This is a genomic window from Flavobacterium sp. JAS, from assembly GCF_020991455.1.
In the GTDB taxonomy this organism is placed as follows: Bacteria; Bacteroidota; Bacteroidia; order Flavobacteriales; family Flavobacteriaceae; genus Flavobacterium.
Window position 1 is genome coordinate 70,866 of sequence record NZ_JAJMOX010000016.1, and the last position, 22,737, is coordinate 93,602.

Here is a 22,737-nt window from a genome sequence, read left to right on the forward strand (position 1 = left end):
CTTAAAAATTCATTTTTGAAAGCCCAAATCTCGCCAAAGTAACTATAGGTGTTTTGGAACGAGTAGCCCAAATTAGGTCTTATTGTAAAAATTGTAAAATGCTAATTGTGAATACCTTTAAAAAAATAACTCATGAAATTCATCAAACTAATTGTGGGACTTGCTTTAATCTTGCCCTTAGCTCTTTTGGCACAAACAAAAGCCGCTTTTAGCATCCAAAACAATTCGGCTTTAGATCGAAATGAAGCTGTGGTGACTATAAAATGGGAGGCTGTTTTATCTTGTTATCCTCAAATAGATACCACTAACTTTATAGTAATTAATTCAGTTACAAAAAAACAAGTTCCTTTCCAGTTAGAACATCACGGACATACTGCCATTCAAAATTTATTGGTACAAATTGATGTTAAAGCAAAAACGACACTTTCTCTTTTAATACAAAAAGGAAAACCAGAAACTTTTGCTACAAAAACCTACGCTCGTTATGTACCAGAACGTATGGATGATTTTGCCTGGGAAAACGATAAAATTGCCTTTCGTGCTTATGGAAAAGCATTGGAAAAAGCAGAAGGGAATGCTTATGGCTATGATGTATGGGTAAAACGAAACAGCAAAATGATTCTTAACGAACGCTATAAACGGGCAGACTATCACACAGACCATGGCGATGGATTAGATTATTATCATGTTGGTTTTACATTGGGTGCAGGAAATATGGCTCCGTACATAAGTGATACCATCCGTTATTCAGGGAATTATAGTAAATGGAAAGTTTTGGACAACGGTCCTTTGCGCTCCTCATTTCAATTGAGTTTTGACAATTGGAATGCCGGGGGAATAAAAGTGAGCGCTACAAAAACCATTTCTTTAGATGCCGGTTCACAGCTTAATCGCATCGAAAACGTCTATAGTTTTGATGGTAATAAACCAATGCCTGTTGTAGTAGGAATTATCAGAAGACCCGAAGCCGGATTTATCTCACTAAACGAGCAGCAAGGCATTATTGGCTATTGGGAACCTACTTTTGGGAAAGATGGCACTACAGGAGTGGGTTCTATATTGACTACAGCCGTTACCAACATGACAGTTGATGCCACTCAAATATTAGCCAAAACAACTATTCAAAACAACGAACCTATTGTTTACTACACTGGGGCGGCCTGGGATAAGGCAGGCAAATTTACCAATGCAAAAGAATGGTTTAACTATCTGAATAATTTTTATCAGCAAATAAAAAATCCTTTAATCATAAAGGACAAATAATGATTAATTCTAACTCCACTATTCCCTTTTAATTCAAAAGAAAAAACAACTTTAACTATAAAAATATGTCAACAATTGAATGTACAATAACTCAGAATCAACGAAGCAGGGCTTTAATACCGATGCTTATTTTAACCAGCTTATTGTTTATTTTGGGATTCTTAATCTGGCTGAATGGACCGCTAATCCCTTTCTTTAAATTAGCGACCTCTTCACAGGCTTTTTTTGTAGCTTTTGCTTTTTACATCGCTTATTTAGTTATGGCAATTCCATGGTCTTGGTAATCGAAAAAGTAGGCTATAAAAACGGAATTTCTTTAGGCTTGATTGCCATTTAGCCGGCATTATAGCTCCTCTGGTATTGACAACTTTAGTATTGTCAAATATGAAGGACTATACTGCCGATAAGATTGCAGCTCTTGATAGTGTTGCTAAATCAGCGGCATTGGATACACTAGACCTGCAGTTGCAAATTCCTTATCTGTATATGGGATTAATCATGTTTATTTTAGCAATACTGGTTAAACTATCTCCGTTACCTGAAATCGATTTAGACTAAGATGGAGTTGTAGAACATCTAAGCATTTTTAAACAAATTCTAAATGTCTTTCAATTTTCCCAACTGGTTTTGGGCGTAATTACTCTAATGTTATATCTGTCTGCCTAAGTTTTGGCGGGAGATTCAATTGGTGGATTTGGGAAACAATTAGGCGTTTACGGTGAAGATGGTAACTTCTATTTGAAACTAACTTCATTTACCATGATTGCAATGGTAGTGGGATACATTTTAGGAATTAGACTTATTCGATAATACGTTTATCAGGTTCAGGCATGAAAAGCATCGAGTATTTTAGGTTTGATTCTGGTATTTTAATTGTTAGTATTTCTTCGTATATAATGGTTCAATTACTGGGAATTCCTGTTTTATTTCTGGTAATTATTCTGGTGGGACTTATGGGACTTTCTAATACATTATGCTGGCCTGCCATTTGGCCAATGGCCTTACAGGATTTAGGCGGTTATACCAAAAAAAAGCCAGTTCCATATTGATTATGGAAATCATTGGAGGAGCGATTTTTCCATTAATTTATGGTTCCCTGGCAGAAACAATCAATCTGGCTAATAAAGCAGATGGTGTTGCAAAAACAGCAAAAAGCGGAAACCAAATTGCCTATTTAATGTTGTTACCAACTTATTTAATGATTCTGTTTTATGCCTTTAAAGGACATAAATAGAAGTTGGCCAAGAAAATAATTCAGATTAAAAATATACAATAAACTAAAATAATTCAAAAAACGATGAAAAGTACAATAGACAAAGCAACAGGGTTTGAAAAACGATTTGAGAATATCAATACGGTAGTTTTCCAAAATTCAACTAGCGCCTCTAAAGCTGTAGCTCAAGAAATTGCAGCACTTATTAAATCAAAACAAAAAAATAACGAATCTTGTATATTAGGATTGGCAACAGGTTCTTCTCCAAAAGGATTGTATGCTGAATTAGTGCGTCTTCACAAAGAAGAAGGACTAAGCTTTAAAAATGTAATTACCTTCAACTTAGATGAATATTACCCAATGGAACAGGATTCTATAAATAGCTATGTGCGATTTATGAAAGAATTGCTATTGGATCAGGTGGATATTTTACCTGAGCATTATAATATCCCTGATGGAACTTTGACAAAAGAGCAAATCGCGGGTTATTGTGCTGATTATGAAGCTAAGATTGAAGCTTTAGGTGGGATTGATTTGCAAATTCTTGGAATTGGAGGAAACGGTCACATCGGATTCAACGAATCTGGTTCTTTGCAAAATTCAAAAACAAGATTAGTAGCCTTAGATCATATTACCAGAGTGGCAGCAAGTGGTGATTTCTCAGGATTGAGCAACACACCAAGAACTGCCATCACCTTAGGTGTTAAAAAAATAATGGAAGCCAAACAAGTAATCTTGATGGCTTGGGGGGAAGGAAAATCAAACATCATTCAAAAATCGGTTGAAGGTGAAGTAACCAATCAGATTCCTGCTTCTTTTTTGCAGGAACACAACAATGCTGTTTTTGTTTTGGATAAAGAAGCGTCTTCAAAATTGACCAGAATTAACAGACCTTGGCTTGTTGAAAAAATTGTTTGGAAAGCCAATTTAATCAGAAAAGCAGTTTTAGGCTTGGCATTGGATTTGCAAAAACCAATTTTGATGCTTACTGATGCAGATTATATTGAAAACGGAATGAGCGACTTATTAGCCGATTCAGGTCCTGCTTACGACATCAACATCAAAATTTTCAACAAATTACAAAATACCATCACAGGATGGCCTGGTGGAAAACCGAATGCGGATGACAGCAACAGACCTGAAAGAGCAGAACCGGCAAGAAAAAGAGTATTACTTTTTAGCCCACATCCCGATGATGATATCATCAGTATGGGAGGAACTTTTATGAGATTGCAGGAACAAGGTCATGAAGTACACGTAGCTTACCAAACTTCAGGGAATATTGCCGTTGCCGATGATGAAGCTTTGCGTTTTGCCAGTTTTGTAGTTGATTATAATAGGAAATTTGGAATAAAAAACATTGAGGCCGAAGAAATTTATAAAAAAGCATTAAGTTTTTTAAAGAATAAAAAAGCGAGTGAAATTGATATTACTGAAGTTCGTTATATCAAAGGATTGATTCGAAAAGGAGAAGCGCGTGCTACGAGTCATTTTGTGGGACTGCCCGATGCACAAATTCACTTTATGGAACTTCCTTTCTATGAAACAGGAGCTATCGAGAAAAAACCATTAGGGAAAGACGATATCCAAATTACGATGGATCTTATCGAAAAAGTAAAACCGCACCAAATCTATGCAGCAGGAGACCTAGCCGATCCACACGGAACGCACAAAGTATGCCTGGACGCTATTTTTGAAGCAGTGAAAGAATTGAAACCAAAAGATTTTATGAAAGACTGCTGGGTTTGGTTATACCGTGGAGCTTGGCAGGAATGGGGAATTGATGAGATTGAAATGGCTATACCTATGAGCCCAGATCAGGTTTTATTTAAAAGACATGGAATTTTCAAACACCAGTCTCAAAAAGATGGTGTAGTATTCCAAGGATCTGATGCCAGAGAATTTTGGCAAAGAGCCGAAGACAGAAATGGTGAAACGGCCCAATTATACAATCAATTAGGATTGGCACATTATGCGGCTATGGAAGCATTTGTGAGATGGAAATTTTAATTTTTTTTAATTTGTTGTAGTGAAAATGAAAAAAGAAGCCATCTCGAAACATAATTTGAGGCGGTTTTTTCATTTCTGTTAATTTGGTTTAATTTTTTCTTTTGTTTATAATCAGTTGTTCTTTACCAGAAACTTTTTTTCTTAAATTGTGTCGTAAAAACATTAATCCGAATTCTAATAATACTTTTTGGAGTCTTTTTATGAAAGTCGTCTAAATCCATTGTGGTGTTTGAATAGAGTGAACACTGATTCTACATTGGCGGTGCGTTCTTTTCTTTTCTTTTCTTTTCTTTTCTTTTCTTTTCTTTTCTTTTCTTTTCTTTTCTTTTCTGGATTCCCGTTTCAGTTAGCAAATTCTCTGGATATGTAAATAGAAACTGCACATTAGGTAAGTCATAGTTTTATGATTACAAGAGTATCCAATAACACCAAGTTAAGCTATTTTTATAATTTGCAAACAATTTTTATATCACATGATGTTAGTTAAAATAATAAATGTTTAAAATATAGAATATTAAAGTCCTATTTCGATTAAATTTTTTATATTTTATTCTTTGGAAACTCAGGAATAGCTCCCGTTCTGCACCTAAGTTCAGTTTGTTCTGGATCCTCCCCAAGTTCTTTTAGTAATGTAGTATTGAGTATTTTTATTCTGTTTATATTTTTATTATTATTAGCTAAATTATTTAAGGTCTGTTTTTAAATTGTATAATTCAATTTCAGGCCCATGATCTTTATCTGCTCGTGTATGGTAAACATATTTCCAATCCCCTTTTCTAATCATTGCAATTCCAGAGGGAATATAACCTGTATAATATTCACCAATAGACATGGATAAGACGGTTCGTCTAAGCATTGAAGCATTGAATTTCCATCCCAATTGTCCGGTGTTTTAGCTCCTGCTATATCCAAGCTATAGTTTGAACTAAATCAACGGAACCTTATGCTTTAACGTTTTACCCACCTTTCCAGCTATTTGCCCAACTTATGATTAAAGGGACTTTAGCTGAAGAATCATATAAAGAATTTTTCCACCAAAGACTATGTTCTCCTAAGTTTTCTCCATGGCCTGAAGTGTAAATAATTACTGTATCATCTGAGAAAGATGCATACTTTTATCACTTTTAATAATTCGCCTCCTTTTTGATCTCCCCATTCTACACGTGCATAATATGAATTTCTTACTTGCTTTACAATTTCATCTGGTACATTTTCGAATTTACGTATGTTACGGAGGTGTTTATAATTGAGTGGTAAATTCTCTACATAACCTTTAGGTACTTCTGGCATTGGAATTTTTCCCTTGTATTTATTAATCAATTCCCTTGTTGCTTGAAGTGGATAATGTGGTGTGATAAAACCTACTATTAAAAAAAAGGTTTATCGTGGGTAAAACGTTGCTTAATAAATGACATTGTATCATCGCAACGTTCCACATCTACAAAAGTCTCCATATCTTCGTCTGATGCCCCAATGAATGAAAATTCATCTCCTAATCCATTAAAATTGTCTTCAAAGAAATCTTTGAAATCCTTTTTCTTGGTTTAAAAGGAACCATATTTTTTTTCCTTCGTTAGGAGAAATGATTCCTCTTGCTTCAGTGTAATTGGACAAACCGTAATTATTTCCGTTATATTTCATATCACCAACTAAAATGGCATCATAACCGTTTGGCAAAGAGTTCTTGGAAGAGAAGGAAACCATTAGGACATCCAATTGTATTATTCCATACATTATGATAAGAGACATATTTACCAAAAGTTAACGTCTGTCTTGCTAGGACACAAATTGGAGAACTTGTGTAATGATTGTCAATTAAGAAACCACTTTCAGCCAAATTATCTAGATTGGGAGTATCGCCCTATGGATCTCCAGCACAGCCAAGAATTCCTGCATTTTGTTCATCACTAATTATCATAATGATATTAGGCTTCTTACTTTTTGGTTTTGAATTTAGTTTTTGATAGGGAGTGTTATTAAAACTCATTAAGTGCTGCATAGTTACAATGCCTAAAATAAGGGTGAATTTATATTTAAATAATTTTTCATTTTAAACAAGTTTTAAATATTCATTTGAACGGTAATTATGCTACTATTTAAGTATAATCTTAAACACCACAGCTAGATTATTCATTTCTATATCAGGAATAGTAATGTATAAGCAGGAATCGGTTTCTTCTACTTTGGCATCAACATTTGTTTGAAGTTCGATTACTTTTTGTATTTTACTTCCTAGAGGATATCTGTGTGGTGCAATTTCTCTAATTTTTATACGCTTTCCAACTTCAGGTTTACCAAGCATAATTAAATATACTGATTTACCATCTTTTGATTGGGTAAAACGATAGTCATTAGAAGTGTATACATTGGTGGTAGACATTCCTCCGTGGTTTCCAGTTGAGCTTCCCGTTGGTCCACCGCCATGTATAAGCCAAGGCCTGGTGTTATATATAGCTTCTCCATTACCCTTTAACCACATGCCCATTTCTTCTAATACTTTTTCTTGATCATTTGGAATGGATCCATCTGCTCTTGGTGAGGCATTTAGTAATAAAACACCATTTTTACTTACAATATCTATTAAAGAATGCAGAACCATTGATGTTGGTTTAATTTTGAGGTCATCGGTATAAGACCATGAACCAAAAGACATAGTATCATCTGTCATCCATGCAGGTTTATAAATTTCCGTATGCCCACCTTTTTCAATATCGTGAATTCCTACATCAATTGGTAAATCATACTGTTTATAAACTATACCAACTTCTTGTTTTGTATCTAAGGCATGGTTAAAGTAATATGCACAAAACTTTTGACGATATTGCTCTGGAATAAGATTTAACCAAGAATCAAAGTAAACAATATCTGGAGAATAGCTGTTAACAACTTCTTTTAGTTTTTCTAACCAGTACTCATCGAATTCAGCTTCATTAAGATTACCATATAGTAAGCGCAATTTAGGGTCGTTTGAAGATGTATGCCACTCTTTGTTATAAATAAAATGGCTATCATATCCTCCTCCATTGTCAGGCATAGCATTGCGTTGCATATTGCGTTCATGATGAAAACTTGTAAAAAATTTCAATCCTTGTTTTGTTATTTCATCTTTAAGTTCTTTGGTAATATCTCTTTTAGGTCCCATATCTTTCGAATTCCACGGATTTACTTTAGAAGCCCACATTGAAAAACCGTCATGATGTTCAGCAACTGGCCCTCCAAATTTTGCTCCAGCTGTTTTTATTAATTCAGCCCATTTAACTGCGTTGAATTTTTCAGCTTTAAACATAGGAATAAAATTATGGTATCCAAATTCAGATTGATCTCCAAAATTTTCTTTATGGTATTTAAAAGCGGGATCAGTTTTGTCATACATACTTCTAGGATACCATTCGGAGAATTTTTCCGGAACCGTAAATACTCCCCATGTGAAATATATGCCAAATTTGGCATCATACAACCATTCTGGCATAGATTTGTGTTTGGAAAGAGATTCCCAGTTTTCAGTATAGCTATTACTTTTTTGAGAAGCTTCTTTAACGTCTTTTCGTGTTTCTTTATGTATTGAGCAACTAAATGAAGAAGCTAAGATGATGATTGATGTAGTAAATAATATTTTTCTTTTAACTTTTAATACCATGCTATTATAATTTTATTTTAATGTTACTGCCCATGTAAAGGCATGTTTTCCTGTTGGTTTTGTGTTTTTGGTGTTAATTTCTAGCCCTGATTTAGATTGGTTCCATAGTATTTTTTGATTGGAAGCTAGTAATCTAACTGCTTTTATATCTTTATTCAAATATTTTGATTCGGTTCCCATAGATTTAATAATTAACTTCCCTTTCGGCCAACCCAAAGCATGAACGTATAGAGTTTTACCATCCTTAGATTGTGTAAACCTCAAATCTTTACTAGTGAAGATTTTTGCTTCTTTAGATGTATTTCCCATATCCTCAGCAAGGCCTCTACCTTGGTCGTACAAATTAGGTCCTTCTCCATGAATAACCCATGGTCTTGTAGCATAGATGCCTTCACCATTTGCTTTTAGAAAATCACCAATAGCATAGAATATCTTTTTTTGATCATCTGGAATTGTTCCGTCAGATTTAGGACTAGCGTTTAAAAGTAAGATACCATTCTTGCTAACAATATCAATTAGTTCATGAATAAATTCATGTTCTGGTTTCAATTTAATTCCCTCTACCCAACTCCAAGAATATGTGGATAAAGCATCATCAGTTTGCCATAATTTAGGGGTAGTTTTTTCTTGTTTGCCTCGTTCAACATCTAGCACAGCAACACCTTCAGGAAGATCATTGTTTTTACGAGTTATTATGACATCTTTTTCCCATTCCTTTTCTTTGTTGTAGTAATATGAAGCCATTTTTAATTTATAAGCATCAGGAATATCTTTTAATTCAAAATCAAACCAAATTTGATCTGGCTTATAATTATTGACAACTTCTTTAATTTTTTCAAACCATATTTTATATGAAAGTTGTGGATTTAATTGACCATATAAATCTGCATATTCTGGATTTCCAGTATCTAAACTGTCTTGTTTGGTAAAATATAAACCACTAGCGTTATAGGAATGGTGGAAACTAGTAATTACTTTCATATTACGTTTTCTTATGGCTATTACTAACTCCCCCACAATATCTCTTTTTGGCCCCATTTCTTTTGCATTCCATCTATTTATTTTACTGTCCCACATAGAAAAACCATCATGGTGTTCAGCTACTGGACCTGCAAACTTTGCCCCAGCTCTTTGGTAAATGTCAGCCCATTCATCAGCATTAAAATTTTTACAAGTAAATAACGGGATAAAATCTTTATAGCCAAAATTTTTCATAGAACCATATTTCTTCCAATGGTGATCTTTTACACGTTGATATTTGTCCTTTGCATAAGAATACATTTTCCTGGGGTACCATTCATTTTCATAAGCAGGAACCGTATAAGGCCCTAGATGAGCATATATTCCAAATTTAGCATCTTTATACCACTCTGGGATATTTTGTGTAGATAAAGACTGCCAATTTGATTCAAAGTTTTTGAAATGTAATTTGGAAGTATTGATTTTTTTAGTTTCTTTTTTTTGTCCATAGTTGTAGGAAGTAAATAGCAATAAAAAAATGGACATAATTTTAAAATATGGTTTCATTTTGGTGTTTTTCATAATTGTAAATATGTGTGTTCAGATAATTAATTGTGTTTCTTTACGTTTAAAAAAATAAGATAATTGAAACTGTTTTTATAAGAATTTACAGGTAAAATATTATTTAGAATTGTTGCTGTTTTACAAAGTTTTAATTTGAAAAAACCAGAAAAAATTAAATCGACTATTATCAAATTCTAACCTCTGTTCAATTATATAAAATAGGATAAGATTGATAAATTGATTGTTTAGAATCTCTTTAGTTTTTTTGTTAAAATTATAGTGAAGTTTGTTGTTTTTTCAATCTAAATGATACAAATTAACAAGCTATTTGTTTCAATTAATTGATTTGATTATTGCTTTGTTTCAGCTAGTTTAAGTGAAAACACGATGTTACAAATAACTCTTTAATAAGTAACATTTAAACCTTTATAAAAGAATTTTAGATCAATAAATTTACAGTATTGAAATAAGTTGTTAAGATTTTTTTTTTGCTACTTTTTTAAGAACTTTTTTATGAATATGATTTTAAATCATGTAAATTAATATTGTTGAGTAATTTGGAAAAACCGGTCAATTTGACCACCTAATTCCGGAGTAAATTGACCACCCGTTCCGGAGCAAACTGACCACCTAATTCCGGAGCAAATTAAACACCAATTAAATATTAACCAAAAACTAACCAAAAAAATGAATAGTCAAAAAATAAGATGTTTAAAACTCTTTTGCATAATTTTTATTATGTGTTCTGGGTTTACAATAATGGCTCAAGAACTAGTTTGTACTGGGCAAGTTGTTGATAGTGAAAAATTTCCGTTGCCTGGTACTACGGTTTCAGAAAAAGGAACTACTAATGCTACTATCACTGACATTGATGGAAAATTTAAAATAACAATTAAAAATGGTGATTTAGCAGTTTTGAAATTTACTCATATGGGGATGGCTCCTGTAGGAATTAAATTAAATGGACAAAAAGTATTGAATGTTACAATGAAGGTATCTTCTGATAATGCTTTAGATGAAGTTGTTGTTGTAGGTTATGGTAAAGTTAAAAGAAAAGATGTAACCGGAGCAATTGGGTCAGTAAGCGGGGAAGAAATTAGTCAGGTTCCCGTAACTAACGTAATTGAGGCTTTAAAAGGAAGGATTGCTGGTTTAGTTGTATCCAGTTCTTCTGGGGCTCAGGATTCAGAAATATCTGTGCGGATTCGTGGTGGTATTTCAATAACTCAAGATAATTCCCCTCTTTATATAGTAGATGGGTTTCCTATGGAGAATGGTTTTGTTGGGATCAATCCTAACGATGTAAAAAGTGTAGATGTTCTAAAGGATGCATCTGCAACTGCAATTTATGGTTCGAGAGGTGCTAATGGAGTTATTATAATTACAACTAAAGAAGGAACTGTAGGTATTGGTACTATTACTTACGATACTTATATTGGTGTAAAAAAAATATCAAATAGAACTCCGGTGCTTTCTCCTTTAGAATTTGTATTGTACGACTATGAGAAGTCATTAGGCGGTGCTGATTGGTTGGAAGTATATGGTCCAATAGAAGATTTACAAAAAAATTATGCTGGTAGAAAAGGTGTCAACTGGCAGGATCTACTTTATGATGGGAAGACTGCGATTAATCAAATGCAAAGAATAGGTTTTAGTGGGGGGTCAAAAGAAAATAAGTATTTTATATCTTATACTTATAATAATGATGGAAATATTGTACCTGATAGTGGTTATAGCACGCACTCAATTCGTCTTAACTCAAGTCAAAAAATAAGTGAAAAACTAACTATTGGAACAAATATTACTTTTTTCTCTGATAAGTTAAGGGGTGTTGGTCCTTTTAATGAAACAGGTAAAGCGTTAAATCAATTAATTCAATTTAGACCAACAGCCGGAATAAACTATTCAGATGAAGATCTTATATTAAATGATATTGATCCTATTAATGATATTGGCGAAAGTGTTGAACTAAATCCTTTGGCAGATGTTAAAACTAATATTCGTAATAGAGCAAAGAAAAATTATAGTTTTGGCTTTAATCTAAATTATGTTTTAAATAATAATTTCTCTTATACATTTAATTTTGGATTTAGTGGTAAGCAAACTGAATCGAGTACATTTTTCACATCTCGATCTGCACAAGCAAAGTTAAGTAATGGCCCATATGGAAGTCTAAGTCTTAGTACAGATGATAATTATTTTGGAAACCAAACACTTACTTACAAAAAAACAATAGGAAAAGAGCATAGTTTGGATATACTTATTGGACAAGAAATAAGAGTTGAAAAGAGTAAGTTATTAAGTGTTTCAGCTGGAGGTTTTCCAGATGATAATTTTGGTGTAGACTATTTTAATTTGGCTACAATTCCTAATTTACCAACAAGTGGAAAGTTCTCTAATAAATTAATTTCTTTCTTTGGGAGAGCAAATTATAAGTTTTCTAATAAATATATATTGACTGCAACCATGCGTGCGGATGGGTCTACTAAATTTGGAGCTAATAATAAATGGGGATATTTTCCATCTGTTGCTGTTGCATGGCTGGCTGGAAATGAAAAATTTATTGATAATTTAAATGTTTTCTCGGATTTAAAATTCCGCTTATCCTATGGGGCTTCTGGAAATAATAGAATTGATAATTATCGTTCATTGTCTTTATATAGCGCTGGATGGACACCAATCGATAATGGAGTAAACGCAAGTTTTAGTCCTTCATTAGCAAATCCAGGTCTAAAATGGGAAACAAACTTATCAACAAATCTTGGGATGGACGTTAGTTTTTTTAAAAATAGACTAAATGCAACATTCGATTTATATAATATAGTTACCAAAGACCTACTTCTTGAGACAAGAATACCTTTAAGTTCTGGTTATGAAACAGCGTTAAAAAATGTTGGGTCAACTCAAAGTCGCGGATTGGAAATTGGAATACAAAGTTTCAATATTAAGAATAAAAACTTTACTTGGACAACCAATTTTAATATTGCCTTTAATAAAACTAAAATTTTAGAATTAGCGAACTCTGACCGATGGGAAATTTCGTCTGGTTCTGGGGGTAATGGAACAGGTACGGATTTTATCATAGAAAAAGGAGGTAGTGTTGGTAAAATGTGGGGTCTTCAATATGATGGTCTTTATACTACTGATGATTTTGCATGGGATGGAGTTAATTCTAAATGGGTTTTGAATGATGGAATACCAGTTAGTAAATTTTATGTACCACAACCAGGAGTGACAAAGTATAAAGATATAAGTGGTGCTAATGGTCTGCCTGATGGGAAAATAGACGAGTTAGATAAAACTTTTATAGGGAATGCTAATCCTGATTTCACAGGAGGTCTAATGAATACATTTACATATAAAAATTGGGATTTGTCATTTTTTTGGGAGTTTAAATATGGGGGTGATGTTTATAATGCTAATTTATACCAACTTATTCGCAATACTAGAAATAAAAGTACTACAAAAGATGTATTTGATAAGCAGTATAGAATTGTAGATTTTCAGGGAAATAATCTTTTAGATACGGGAAATATAGATGCACTAAAAGCTATTAATGCAAATGCTAAATTGCCTTCACAAAGAGCATCATCTGTTCCTTTTGATAGTTATATGGTAGAGGATGGGTCTTACGCCCGTTTAGGTCAATTGACATTAGGATATAGGTTTAGCAAAGAAGTACTGAAACAATTAAAACTAAATCAATTTAGGCTGTATGCAACAGTATATAATCCTTTGACAATTACAAAATATTCCGGTTATGATCCTGAAGTAAGTATGAATAGCAATGGAGGTATAACTCCAGGAATTGATAGAGGTAGTCACCCACGATCAGAGTCATATGTGTTTGGGTTAAGTGTATCCTTTTAATTAACGTTTTAATATTTGAATTATGAAAAACAATATAAAAATTAACTTAAATTTTATTAAAGCTATTTTTCTAAAAAGAAGTTTGGTAGTAAAAGTAATTTTAGTATTCTTATTAAGTTTTGTTTCTTGTACAGACTTTCTTGAAGAAAAACCAATTACCGCATATTCAGCTGATCAATTTTATGATTCGACAGAAAAGTTAAATTCGGCAGTGCTAGGTATATACGATGTTCTTTCATCTAGAGAGCTTTTTGGGACCAATATTGTCCTGTTAGGAGCTGATACAGACATAGAAATATTAAGAGGTACTACTGTAAATGGAGCAGCAGGTACGATTGAAGAGGTAGGGCATTACAATACTCAAAATAAAAGTACGATTGTTGAAAGTTTATGGGCGAAATTTTATGATGCAGTTAATAGATCAAATGCTGTAATTAGTAATGCTTCTAAAATGCCTTCATCAAATGCAGATGAACAAAAACGTATAAAAAAGTACATAGCCGAAGCAAAAGCATTAAGAGCTTTTCTATACACCAATATTGTAATAAGTTGGGGTGATGCACCTTTAAGAACGGTTGCATCTGATCTTTCTCAAAATTTGTCTTTAGAACGTTCACCTAAGTCTAAAATCTATGCTCAAATAGTGAAGGATTTTGAAGATGCAATTCCAGATCTTCCTTGGCATGATGATGTAAATGCTGATAAAGGGAGAATCAATAAAGGTGCTGCAATGGCCTTATATACCCGCGCACTATTATTTGCGGGTGGATATTCTTTATATCAGGATGGAACTGTAAAAAGAGCTGATAATTACTTGGAATATTATGAGAAGGCTGAGATAATTAGCAAAGAGCTCATTAGTTCAGGTAAACATGTTCTTAATCCGAGCTACGAAAATATTTTTAGAAACCTTTGTGGTAATATTATCGAGCCAAGTGAATCGATGTTTGAAATTGATTTTGGATACCTTGCAGGACAAGGTAGCCATGCAGGGACCATAGGGGGTAGTTCTACAGGTGTTGCGATTGCTGGTCATTCAGCTTCGTATAATGTGGCTCCTAAAATGTTTACACATTATTACATGTACAATAAATTTGGTGTAAATGATTTGAGAAGAAGAGTTAGTATAGCAGATTATAAGCTTAATGGTCCTAATTTTACAGAAGTACCTATTTCCGTAAAAAGTTCTTCTACTTGGTCGTGTGCAAAATGGAGAAGAAATTGGCATACATCAGTACCTACTAATTTTACATTAACAGATGTTAATTATGTAGTTATTCGCTACTCAGAAGTATTGTTAATGCGTGCAGAAATACTTAATGAATTGAATAATGGCCCAACACCTGAATCTATTGAATTAGTGAATAAAGTGAGAAGACGAGGGTATGGTACAAATAATATAGGAACTAATGCTGATGTACCATTAAATTTCACGACTGATTATACTACTTTCCTTAATTTTATTACCGAAGAATATGCACGTGAATTCTATGGTGAGGGTAATAGAAAATTTCATTTAATACGTTGGAATTTATTGGGTAAACGTATTGCCGAGATGGCTGCTATTTTTGGAGATCCAGCCACAAAAGACTTTCATGGTTTAAGAGTGTACTTAGCAGGAAATTTGTTTACTGCAGGTAAACACGAACTTTATCCTATTCCTTATCGAGATATTGTTGAAAGCAACGGAGCTTTAATACAAAATCCTGGATATTCTGATTTTTAATTAAATAAACATAAATAAACATAAATAAAGTTATGATTAAAGTTAGTTGGTTGTTGTTTTTTATAATCATTCCAATCTTTTGTAGTGGTAATGATTTTAGAATTGGTAATGCAGAAGTCACTGTTAGTATTTTTAATAATGTAGTTTCCATAGAATCAAAAACGGTCGAAGAATTTAAAACTTGCAAATTTGAATTAACGGGTCAAATTGATTCTGTTAAAAAAGTGTTAATTAAAGATAGAATTTGGGGAGAAGGAGAGAGATTGTCTATATATCATGATAAAATATTTGAAACAACGTTGACATTGTATTCAAATAATCCATTTCTTCATGCTACTACAATCGTTAGTAATAGATCGAACAAAATTATTGAGTTTTCAAAATTTTCTGTTGCGACTATTTTGATTCCAGTTAAGGCTAACTTTAAGCAGCTTAAAACTTTAGGAACAGGTGGATTAAAACCTATTGAAAGTGCAGAAGGAAGTTTTACATATAGTTTACTGACTAATCCAGAAAACCAAAATGCAGTTTTAACAGCTTGGTTAACACAGCTTCAGGGAATTGGGACTGTAGAACCACAGCTAGTTAAGCAAGATAATAATTTAACATATAAAATAGGCGTAAATCTTGATTTTGGATATTACAAAGTCAATCCAGGGGAAGATAGAGGAACCGATATAATGCTACTTGGTTTTTTTGAGGATGGTCGCAAAGGATTAGAGTTATATGGGAGTCATTTAGCTAAAGTATATGATATAAAACTACCACCAAAACCTAATGTGTATTGTACATGGTATCATCGAGATCTTAACGGTTCTGGTGCTTCTACAGAAAAGGATATTCAAACCAATGCGATTTTTGCAGCAAAGAATTTAGCTCCATTTGGATTGGATACTTTTCAGATTGATGACCACTGGCAAAGTTCAATGATTGATAGTTTAACTGCTAAAAATATAAAATTAGGAAAAGGTCCCATTAAATCTTTTTCTAAAAGCAATTTTAACTATCCTTTGGGCATGGCAAATACAGCTAAAAATTTGAATCAACAAGGATTTACTTCTGGTATTTGGTTTATGCCTTTTGCTGGAGATGTGCGTAATCCCTATTTTGATAAAGAAATATTTGCTAAAAATTCAGAAACGGGATTGCCATATGAAGTAAAAAATTGGTCAGGAACATGTATTGACGCTACTAGCCCTAAGGGAGAATTATTTTTACGAGAACGATTTAAAAGGATTTATGATTGGGGATATCGCTATTTTAAAATTGATGGATTGCACACTGGAGCTCCAAGTGAGAATATTTATGTGAACCGTGCTTATGAAGGTAAACCAATTTTTGGAAAGGCAAAAATTTATAATCAGGATATGACTTTTGTTCAGGCATTTAGAAGAGGAATATCGATTTTAAGAGAAGAAGCTCCTAAAACATTTTTATTAGGTTGTACTGTTACTCAAAATATGCTTTCATTTGGAGCATCTTTCGGAATGGTTGATGCTATGCGTGTTGGACCAGACAATGATTCAGCGAGAAAGGGTGTTTGGAGCAATGTAACCAAAGGAGCTCACTACTCAGGTAATCTATATTTTTTGAATAATAAAGTTTGGTACAATGATCCCGATCCTTGTTATGTTAGAGAAAGCAACCCAATAGAGAAAGCTAGATGGATGGTTTCTTGGCAGGCTATTAGTGGCGTTATGGGAACGTCAAGTATGCAATATTCTGAATTATCGAAAGAGAGACTAGATTTGTTAAAACGTGCATTGCCTACTCATGACTATAATGCATATCCTGTAGATATTCTTGAAAATGAAAATCCCAATATTTGGATTGTTAATAATAATCGTATGAATGTTATTGGGCTTTTTAATTGGAAAGAGAAAGAAGAAACAACTATTAATTATAACATGAAAAAAATGGGGTTAGACCCTAATATTTCTTATGAAGCATTTGATTTCTGGGATAACAAATATTTAGGAACAATTAAAGGGAGCTTGAAGTCTATTTTAAAACCAGCTTCCTGCCAAGTATTGGCTGTAAAGCCAGTTAAAAATAATCCACAGGTTATAAGTACTTCAAGACACATAACACAGGGGCTTATGGATGTAATTACAGAGAAATGGGAGGAGTCTACAAAAACTCTTTTAGGAACAAGTAAAGTTGTGGAAAATGATATATATGAATTGAGGATAGTTTTGCCCAAAGGGTTTTCGGCCCCTAAAAATGCAATGTGTAATGGACGAAAAATGGATGCTAAGGTAGATGGAAGTATAGTTCGTATCTCCTTTATTCCCACCAAAACAGATGAAGTGAATTGGAAAATAATTTTTTAATGATTAAGATCAATATGTCAAATAATAAGCGTTTTTATTACTCTAAGATAAGACGGTCTGCTTTGTTAATATTGTTTACAAGTAGTTCATTTTTTGCCTTAGGTCAGTCTATTGTATCTTCAGAGCAAACTATAGATAAATTCTCTATTTATGAAAGTATATTAGAAAAACCAATACCAGAGGGTTTGGTGGATGAAAATTCTCCTTGGTTACATTTTAGAATTCCATTGCCAGCGGTTACAAAGAAAGGTGGGCAAAGCGAACTTGGGCATCGGTTTTATTATTTCCTGTTATCTCAGGATCCTACCTTTACCCGAAATGTTATTAAAAGTAAACCTAAGCGCTGGTCATTTTTTAACCCTTACCGTATACTTGAGAACGGCGTCTGGTACTGGAAGTTTGGATATGCTATGGATACTGCTCCCGAAAAAATTACCTGGTCTACAAAAAACTATTCTTTTACCATTACTGGGAATGAGCGAAAAGTTGTCCCACCTTCAGCAGAGCAGGTCTTAAATCGTGTTACACAAACCAAGGGGCCTCATGTGGTTTTATTAAAGGAAGAAATAGGCAAGTTATTGCCAGAACAGTTTCCGGAAATCAAGGAGGAAATGATAAACAATTTTAATAAATTATTGGAAAAGCGGCCTGAAGTTAAAATTGTTGTAGATGAAAGTTCTTATCCAGACCGCTTAGGAACTAACGACGCTGCAAAAAAACATCGTTTTTTTCAACTGGCAACATTTAAGCAGTATAGTGCCCTATCACAAAGAATAGAGTCTCTACTTCGCGCTTATTTGTTAACTGGACGAGATGAGTTTAAAAAAGTTGGACTAGATGAGTTCTATAAGCTGGATCATGAATATCATACCACCATGATTAAATACGGTAAACATCCTGGATATCCGGACGATTTTGTGTTGGAAGCTCATGTAAAACTAATGACACTTATACTGGATGCTTTTGCTGGTGATTTAACTGATGAGTGGCGTAATAAAATTGTTGATCTTCTATTTAAAGTTAAAAAAGAAGGTTATCTGAGTTTTGATAAACAACTTGAATTTTCTGAACACATTGCGTATAAGGCGCATTTGTGGCAGGCTGGTGTTCAAACACTACTGATGAGTGCAATTGTTTTGAGTCCCTATAAGGAAGAGGCTAAAACATGGCTTGAATATGTCTACGAACTATGGCTTTACCGCAATCCTGCTGCTAGCCGGAATGATGGCGGCTGGCATGAAGGAAATGGCTATTTTGGAGCCAATGAACGTCAGTTATTGTTTACTCCAATGGTAATGGGCAAACTGATGGATTATGATTATTTTTCACATCCATGGTATCAGAACGTTGCTAAGTATTTATCATATTCGAATCCGGTTGGAAATCCCGGGCTTGCATTCGGAGATGGTAATGGCTATGGAGGATCAGAACAACTAAGCCTTATTGAAGGTTTAGCTTATTTACATCCAGAAAATTATTGGAATTTGTGGCGATTAAAATCAACTAAAATTTTAGATAATAAATGGTTTATTGATAAAGTTGGAGAAAATGAAGCAGCTTGGTCTCTCTTATCCATCTGGCAACACAATAAGAAACCCGACTTAGAAAATGTTAAACCACCGGAAAAATTGGCGGAAGTATTCCCTGACTTAGGTTATGTGGGTATGCACAGTGATTTGAGTGATCCATCAAAAAATATGTTGGTAAACTTTTTGTCTTCTCCATTCGGACAACTTAACCATGGTCATCCTGCACAGAATGCTTTTAACGTTGCCTATGGAGGTGAACCTTTGTTCTGGAGAACTGGCTATTATAATTCCCTGGACAAACATAAAGTTTACGATTTTAAGAATTCCAGAGCGCATAATACTATTCTGGCAGACGGAATGGGGCAATCCTGCGATATTTCTGGATATGGGTGGATTCCGCGTTTTGTAAGTGGGATAGATATTTCATATGTTCTTGGAGATGCTTCAAATGCTTATACAGGAGTTTTCAATTTGTCTGAGAAATTTCAAAAGGACGAAGGTTTTGTGATATCACCTGAAAATGGATTTGGAAATCCTGGAGTAGAAAAATTTAGAAGGCACGTAGCCATGCTCCGACCTGGTTATGTTATTATTTATGATGAACTGGAGGCCAAACAGCCGATAAACTGGACATTTCGTTTAAATGCCATTCAGAATATGACCAAGATGGCAGATAATGTTGTTGCAACGAGTAATTCATCTGCTACAGCTACCGCCAGTTTCTTTTGTAAAGAAGCTTTTGATACGCAGGTCACCGATCAGTTTTTTGGCGGTCCTGCTGTTGACTGGAGAAACAGACAGGGTAAAGATTCTAAAAATTATCCTGATCAGTGGCACAGCTCTATCACTACAAAAAATAAACTTAAAGCCACACGGTTCATTACAATTATTGAGGTGGAGCCGGGCACTGGCAAGTTGTTGAAATCAAGTAGTTTACAATACAGAGGTACTGATCTGGTGACCTTTGATTTAAAGGGGTATATGGTTGCTGCACAGTTAAATCCGGATCAGCCATCTTATCTCGAAGTGAAAAGTAAGAATGGAAAATGCGCATTGGTAACAGGGCAGGCTGCCGAAAAAGTAACTCTTGGTACCGAGACCAGAACAGCAAAAATCAAAGGGAGTACACTATTTATAGAGCAAGATAAAACAGGAAAACAGGTTTTTACTGAAAAAATTGACCAGTTGCCCGATGTACTGATTTATGGGAATACTTATTAATGCAATAAAAGAATATATGATGAATGATAGTTTATTTAAGATCAGGTTTAAACAGGTACACTTAATCACTGTGGTACTGTTGGTATTACTGATGGATTGTAGTATTACAAGAGCGGCGGTTTTGTCTACCGACACGAAAGAATCAATACAATTAATAGCAGCTAAAGAACTTTTGGAGAGAGTGGTTCCTGGTATTTCCGAACAGTTTATTCTTCAGATAATTCCCTCTGATAATGGTAAAGATGTGTTTGAACTGGAATCAAGGAGTGGAAAAATTGTCTTGTCAGGAAACAATGGAATAAGCATTGCGAGCGCATTCAATTATTATCTGAAAAATTACTGTAATTGCCTGTATTCACTCTGGGGAGATCAGATGAAGGTGCCAAAAAATTTACCTGCAGTTTTAAAAAAGGTACGTGTATTTAATGAAAAAGAGTTTCGTCATTTCTTCAATTATTGTACTACCAATTACAGCGGAACCTGGTGGAACTGGAATGATTGGCAAAAAATTATTGATTTTCTGGCAATGAACGGAATCAATATGCCATTGAATATTATCGGTACGGAAGCAGTATGGTACCATACGCTGATTGATATGGGGTTTACAGATATAGAGGCACGAGAGTATTTAGCAGCTCCAGTTTATTTAAATTGGCAGTGGATGGGAAACCTTGAAGGTTCAGGGGGACCACTTCCTAAATCATGGATCGATAGTCATGAAAAATTAGGACGTCAGATTTTGGAACGTGAACAATCACTGGGGATGACACCCATAGTTCATGGTTTTTCAGGAGTAGTACCTCGTATTTTCAAGAAGAAATTCCCGGATGCTAAAATAGATATGAAGCCGGAATGGGGAAGAGGTTCTTTTATTGGGACAGCAACACTTGATCCCATGGATCCTTTATTCCCGAAAATAGCAAAAAAGTATTTGACACAATTGGTCAATCGCATTGGCAGTAGTCATTTATACATTACTGATCCTTTTCACGAAAGTAATCCACCAGTAGAAGGGGATGAATATTTACAAGATGTAGCCAAATCGATTGACAAAGTTTTATTGGAAGTTGATCCCAAAGCAGTTTGGGTAACACAAGACTGGACACTGCGCCCACAGATTATTAAATCAATTCCGAAAGACCGGCTGATAATTATGTCGTTAACAGGTGGGAAATGTGATGAGTATAAGGATTGGGGCTATCGTTTTACTTTAGGGCAGTTAAATGGCTTTGGAGGAGAAACTTTTTTACATGGACCTTTGACAACTGCGGTTGAAAACGATTTCGCTAAAATGAAGGCAAAATCGCCAAATTGTGTTGGAACGGGTCTATGGATGGAGGGGATTGAAGGTGATCCAGCAAATTATCATTTGATGCTGGATTTGAACTGGGAAAACGGAGCCATTGATTTGCAAAAATGGATTGCTGGCTATTCCAGTAGAAGGTATGGAGCCATATCAGCATCAGTTGAAAAATCAAATAATGAATTGATAAACTCCGCATACAAAAGGGGCAGTAAAGCATTTAGTTCAATCATAGCTTCAAGACCTGCAGTTTTTCCTGTAAAAACGGGACCTGCATCAAGAACCTATGAAATTTCTGGTGGACTGGACAAATATGTAATGGCTTGGATGTATCTGCTGGAAGAAAAAGACAGGTTTGCTGGCTCAAAGGGTTATCAATATGACGTTGTTGATCTTGGGCGTCAGGTCCTATCTTTTTTAGCGCAATATTACCAGCGTGACATTGCCATTCATTTATACCGTAAAGATCTGGCAAATTTCAGAAAATCACGCGACCGCTTTTTGACGCTTATTGATGATATGGATAGACTACTGGGAACAAATGAACATTTTTTATTTGGAAAATGGGTGTCCGATGCGCGTAGCTGGGGTACCACCAAAGAAGAGTCTGATTATTACGCTAAATATGCCGCTATTCATCCAACACTCTGGGGGCAGGACAATCCTAATTATTCACGTCCAAACTGGTCCGACTATGGTTGGCGAGAATGGAATGGATTGGTTGGAACCTATTATAAGCATCGTTGGGAATTTTTTCTTAAAGCGGTTGAAAAGGAACTGGAAAAAGGAAATATCTATCAGGAATGCCCTCGTGATAAGTGGGGAAGACTGGAATTCCGTGGAGATAAAACCCTGAATGAACTTGCTGACTGGGAGTGGGCATATGGAGAAAAATTGCCAGAAATGATTGCGAAACCACAAGGGGATGCTGTAGTGGTAGCTGCTGAAATTTTTGAAAAATATAAAAAGGTCTTATTGAGTTTGCCTCCGGTGGGGCCTGAATTCGGAAAACTCTTTAAAGAAGGAACTATAAACAAAGAAAGAACAATCGTTCCAATAGATGCAAAGATCAAAGAAGCAATAAATAAACAACCTTACATTAACTAAA

General features: G+C 34.4%; 16 protein-coding genes and 1 pseudogene. 12 read left to right on the forward strand and 5 right to left on the reverse strand.

The window, feature by feature from the left end:
- Positions 1-132 precede the first annotated feature (132 nt).
- From LPB88_RS21595 to nagB, 7 genes are all read left to right on the forward strand, one after another.
- Positions 133-1,263 (forward strand): DUF4861 family protein, encoded by a 1,131-nt coding sequence (locus LPB88_RS21595; RefSeq protein WP_230717736.1) that lies wholly within the window; start codon positions 133-135, stop codon positions 1,261-1,263.
- 65 nt (positions 1,264-1,328) lie between these two features.
- Positions 1,329-1,547, forward strand: coding sequence for a hypothetical protein (locus LPB88_RS21600; protein ID WP_230717737.1), 219 nt, complete (start codon positions 1,329-1,331; stop codon positions 1,545-1,547).
- A 100-nt stretch (positions 1,548-1,647) separates the two neighbouring features.
- Positions 1,648-1,821 (forward strand): hypothetical protein, encoded by a 174-nt coding sequence (locus LPB88_RS21605; protein WP_230717738.1) that lies wholly within the window; start codon positions 1,648-1,650, stop codon positions 1,819-1,821.
- Between the two features lie 111 nt (positions 1,822-1,932).
- Positions 1,933-2,073, forward strand: a complete 141-nt coding sequence (locus LPB88_RS21610) for a hypothetical protein (protein WP_230717739.1) — start codon at positions 1,933-1,935, stop codon at positions 2,071-2,073.
- Between the two features lie 20 nt (positions 2,074-2,093).
- On the forward strand, positions 2,094-2,312 hold the full coding sequence (locus LPB88_RS21615; protein WP_230717740.1) for a hypothetical protein: 219 nt from the start codon (positions 2,094-2,096) through the stop codon (positions 2,310-2,312).
- Positions 2,313-2,314: 2 nt separating this feature from the next.
- Positions 2,315-2,497, forward strand: a complete 183-nt coding sequence (locus tag LPB88_RS21620; RefSeq protein ID WP_230717741.1) for a hypothetical protein — start codon at positions 2,315-2,317, stop codon at positions 2,495-2,497.
- 63 nt (positions 2,498-2,560) lie between these two features.
- On the forward strand, positions 2,561-4,486 hold the full coding sequence (gene nagB, locus LPB88_RS21625) for a glucosamine-6-phosphate deaminase (protein ID WP_230717742.1): 1,926 nt from the start codon (positions 2,561-2,563) through the stop codon (positions 4,484-4,486).
- A gap of 682 nt (positions 4,487-5,168) precedes the next feature.
- Here nagB and LPB88_RS21630 read toward each other — a convergent pair.
- The 5 genes and pseudogenes from LPB88_RS21630 to LPB88_RS21645 form a co-directional block, all read right to left on the reverse strand.
- Positions 5,169-5,366, reverse strand: coding sequence for a hypothetical protein (locus tag LPB88_RS21630; protein ID WP_230717743.1), 198 nt, complete (start codon positions 5,364-5,366; stop codon positions 5,169-5,171).
- Positions 5,367-5,442: 76 nt separating this feature from the next.
- A pseudogene (locus LPB88_RS23905) lies at positions 5,443-5,574 on the reverse strand (hypothetical protein); the annotation flags it as partial.
- 572 nt (positions 5,575-6,146) lie between these two features.
- Positions 6,147-6,323, reverse strand: coding sequence for a hypothetical protein (locus tag LPB88_RS23910; RefSeq protein ID WP_370635895.1), 177 nt, complete (start codon positions 6,321-6,323; stop codon positions 6,147-6,149).
- A gap of 255 nt (positions 6,324-6,578) precedes the next feature.
- Positions 6,579-8,123 (reverse strand): alpha-L-fucosidase, encoded by a 1,545-nt coding sequence (locus LPB88_RS21640; protein ID WP_230717745.1) that lies wholly within the window; start codon positions 8,121-8,123, stop codon positions 6,579-6,581.
- 12 nt (positions 8,124-8,135) lie between these two features.
- The gene (locus tag LPB88_RS21645; protein WP_230717746.1) at positions 8,136-9,665 is read right to left on the reverse strand and encodes an alpha-L-fucosidase; all 1,530 of its coding nucleotides are present in this window, start codon (positions 9,663-9,665) and stop codon (positions 8,136-8,138) included.
- 669 nt (positions 9,666-10,334) lie between these two features.
- Between LPB88_RS21645 and LPB88_RS21650 the strand changes: the two genes are divergently transcribed.
- From LPB88_RS21650 to LPB88_RS21670, 5 genes are read left to right on the forward strand one after another with little or no spacing between them, the layout of a single operon-like run.
- Positions 10,335-13,517 (forward strand): TonB-dependent receptor, encoded by a 3,183-nt coding sequence (locus LPB88_RS21650; protein WP_230717747.1) that lies wholly within the window; start codon positions 10,335-10,337, stop codon positions 13,515-13,517.
- A gap of 22 nt (positions 13,518-13,539) precedes the next feature.
- Positions 13,540-15,243, forward strand: coding sequence for a RagB/SusD family nutrient uptake outer membrane protein (locus tag LPB88_RS21655; protein ID WP_230717748.1), 1,704 nt, complete (start codon positions 13,540-13,542; stop codon positions 15,241-15,243).
- Between the two features lie 32 nt (positions 15,244-15,275).
- A complete protein-coding gene (locus LPB88_RS21660; RefSeq protein ID WP_230717749.1) occupies positions 15,276-17,576 on the forward strand; it encodes a hypothetical protein in 2,301 nt (766 codons plus the stop codon).
- Positions 17,576-20,326, forward strand: a complete 2,751-nt coding sequence (locus tag LPB88_RS21665; RefSeq protein ID WP_230717750.1) for a DUF4962 domain-containing protein — start codon at positions 17,576-17,578, stop codon at positions 20,324-20,326. Before LPB88_RS21660 ends, LPB88_RS21665 begins: the two co-directional genes overlap by 1 nt.
- Complete coding sequence (locus LPB88_RS21670; RefSeq protein ID WP_230717751.1) at positions 20,310-22,736, forward strand: alpha-N-acetylglucosaminidase; 2,427 nt, start codon at positions 20,310-20,312, stop codon at positions 22,734-22,736. Before LPB88_RS21665 ends, LPB88_RS21670 begins: the two co-directional genes overlap by 17 nt.
- Position 22,737: the final 1 nt, after the last annotated feature.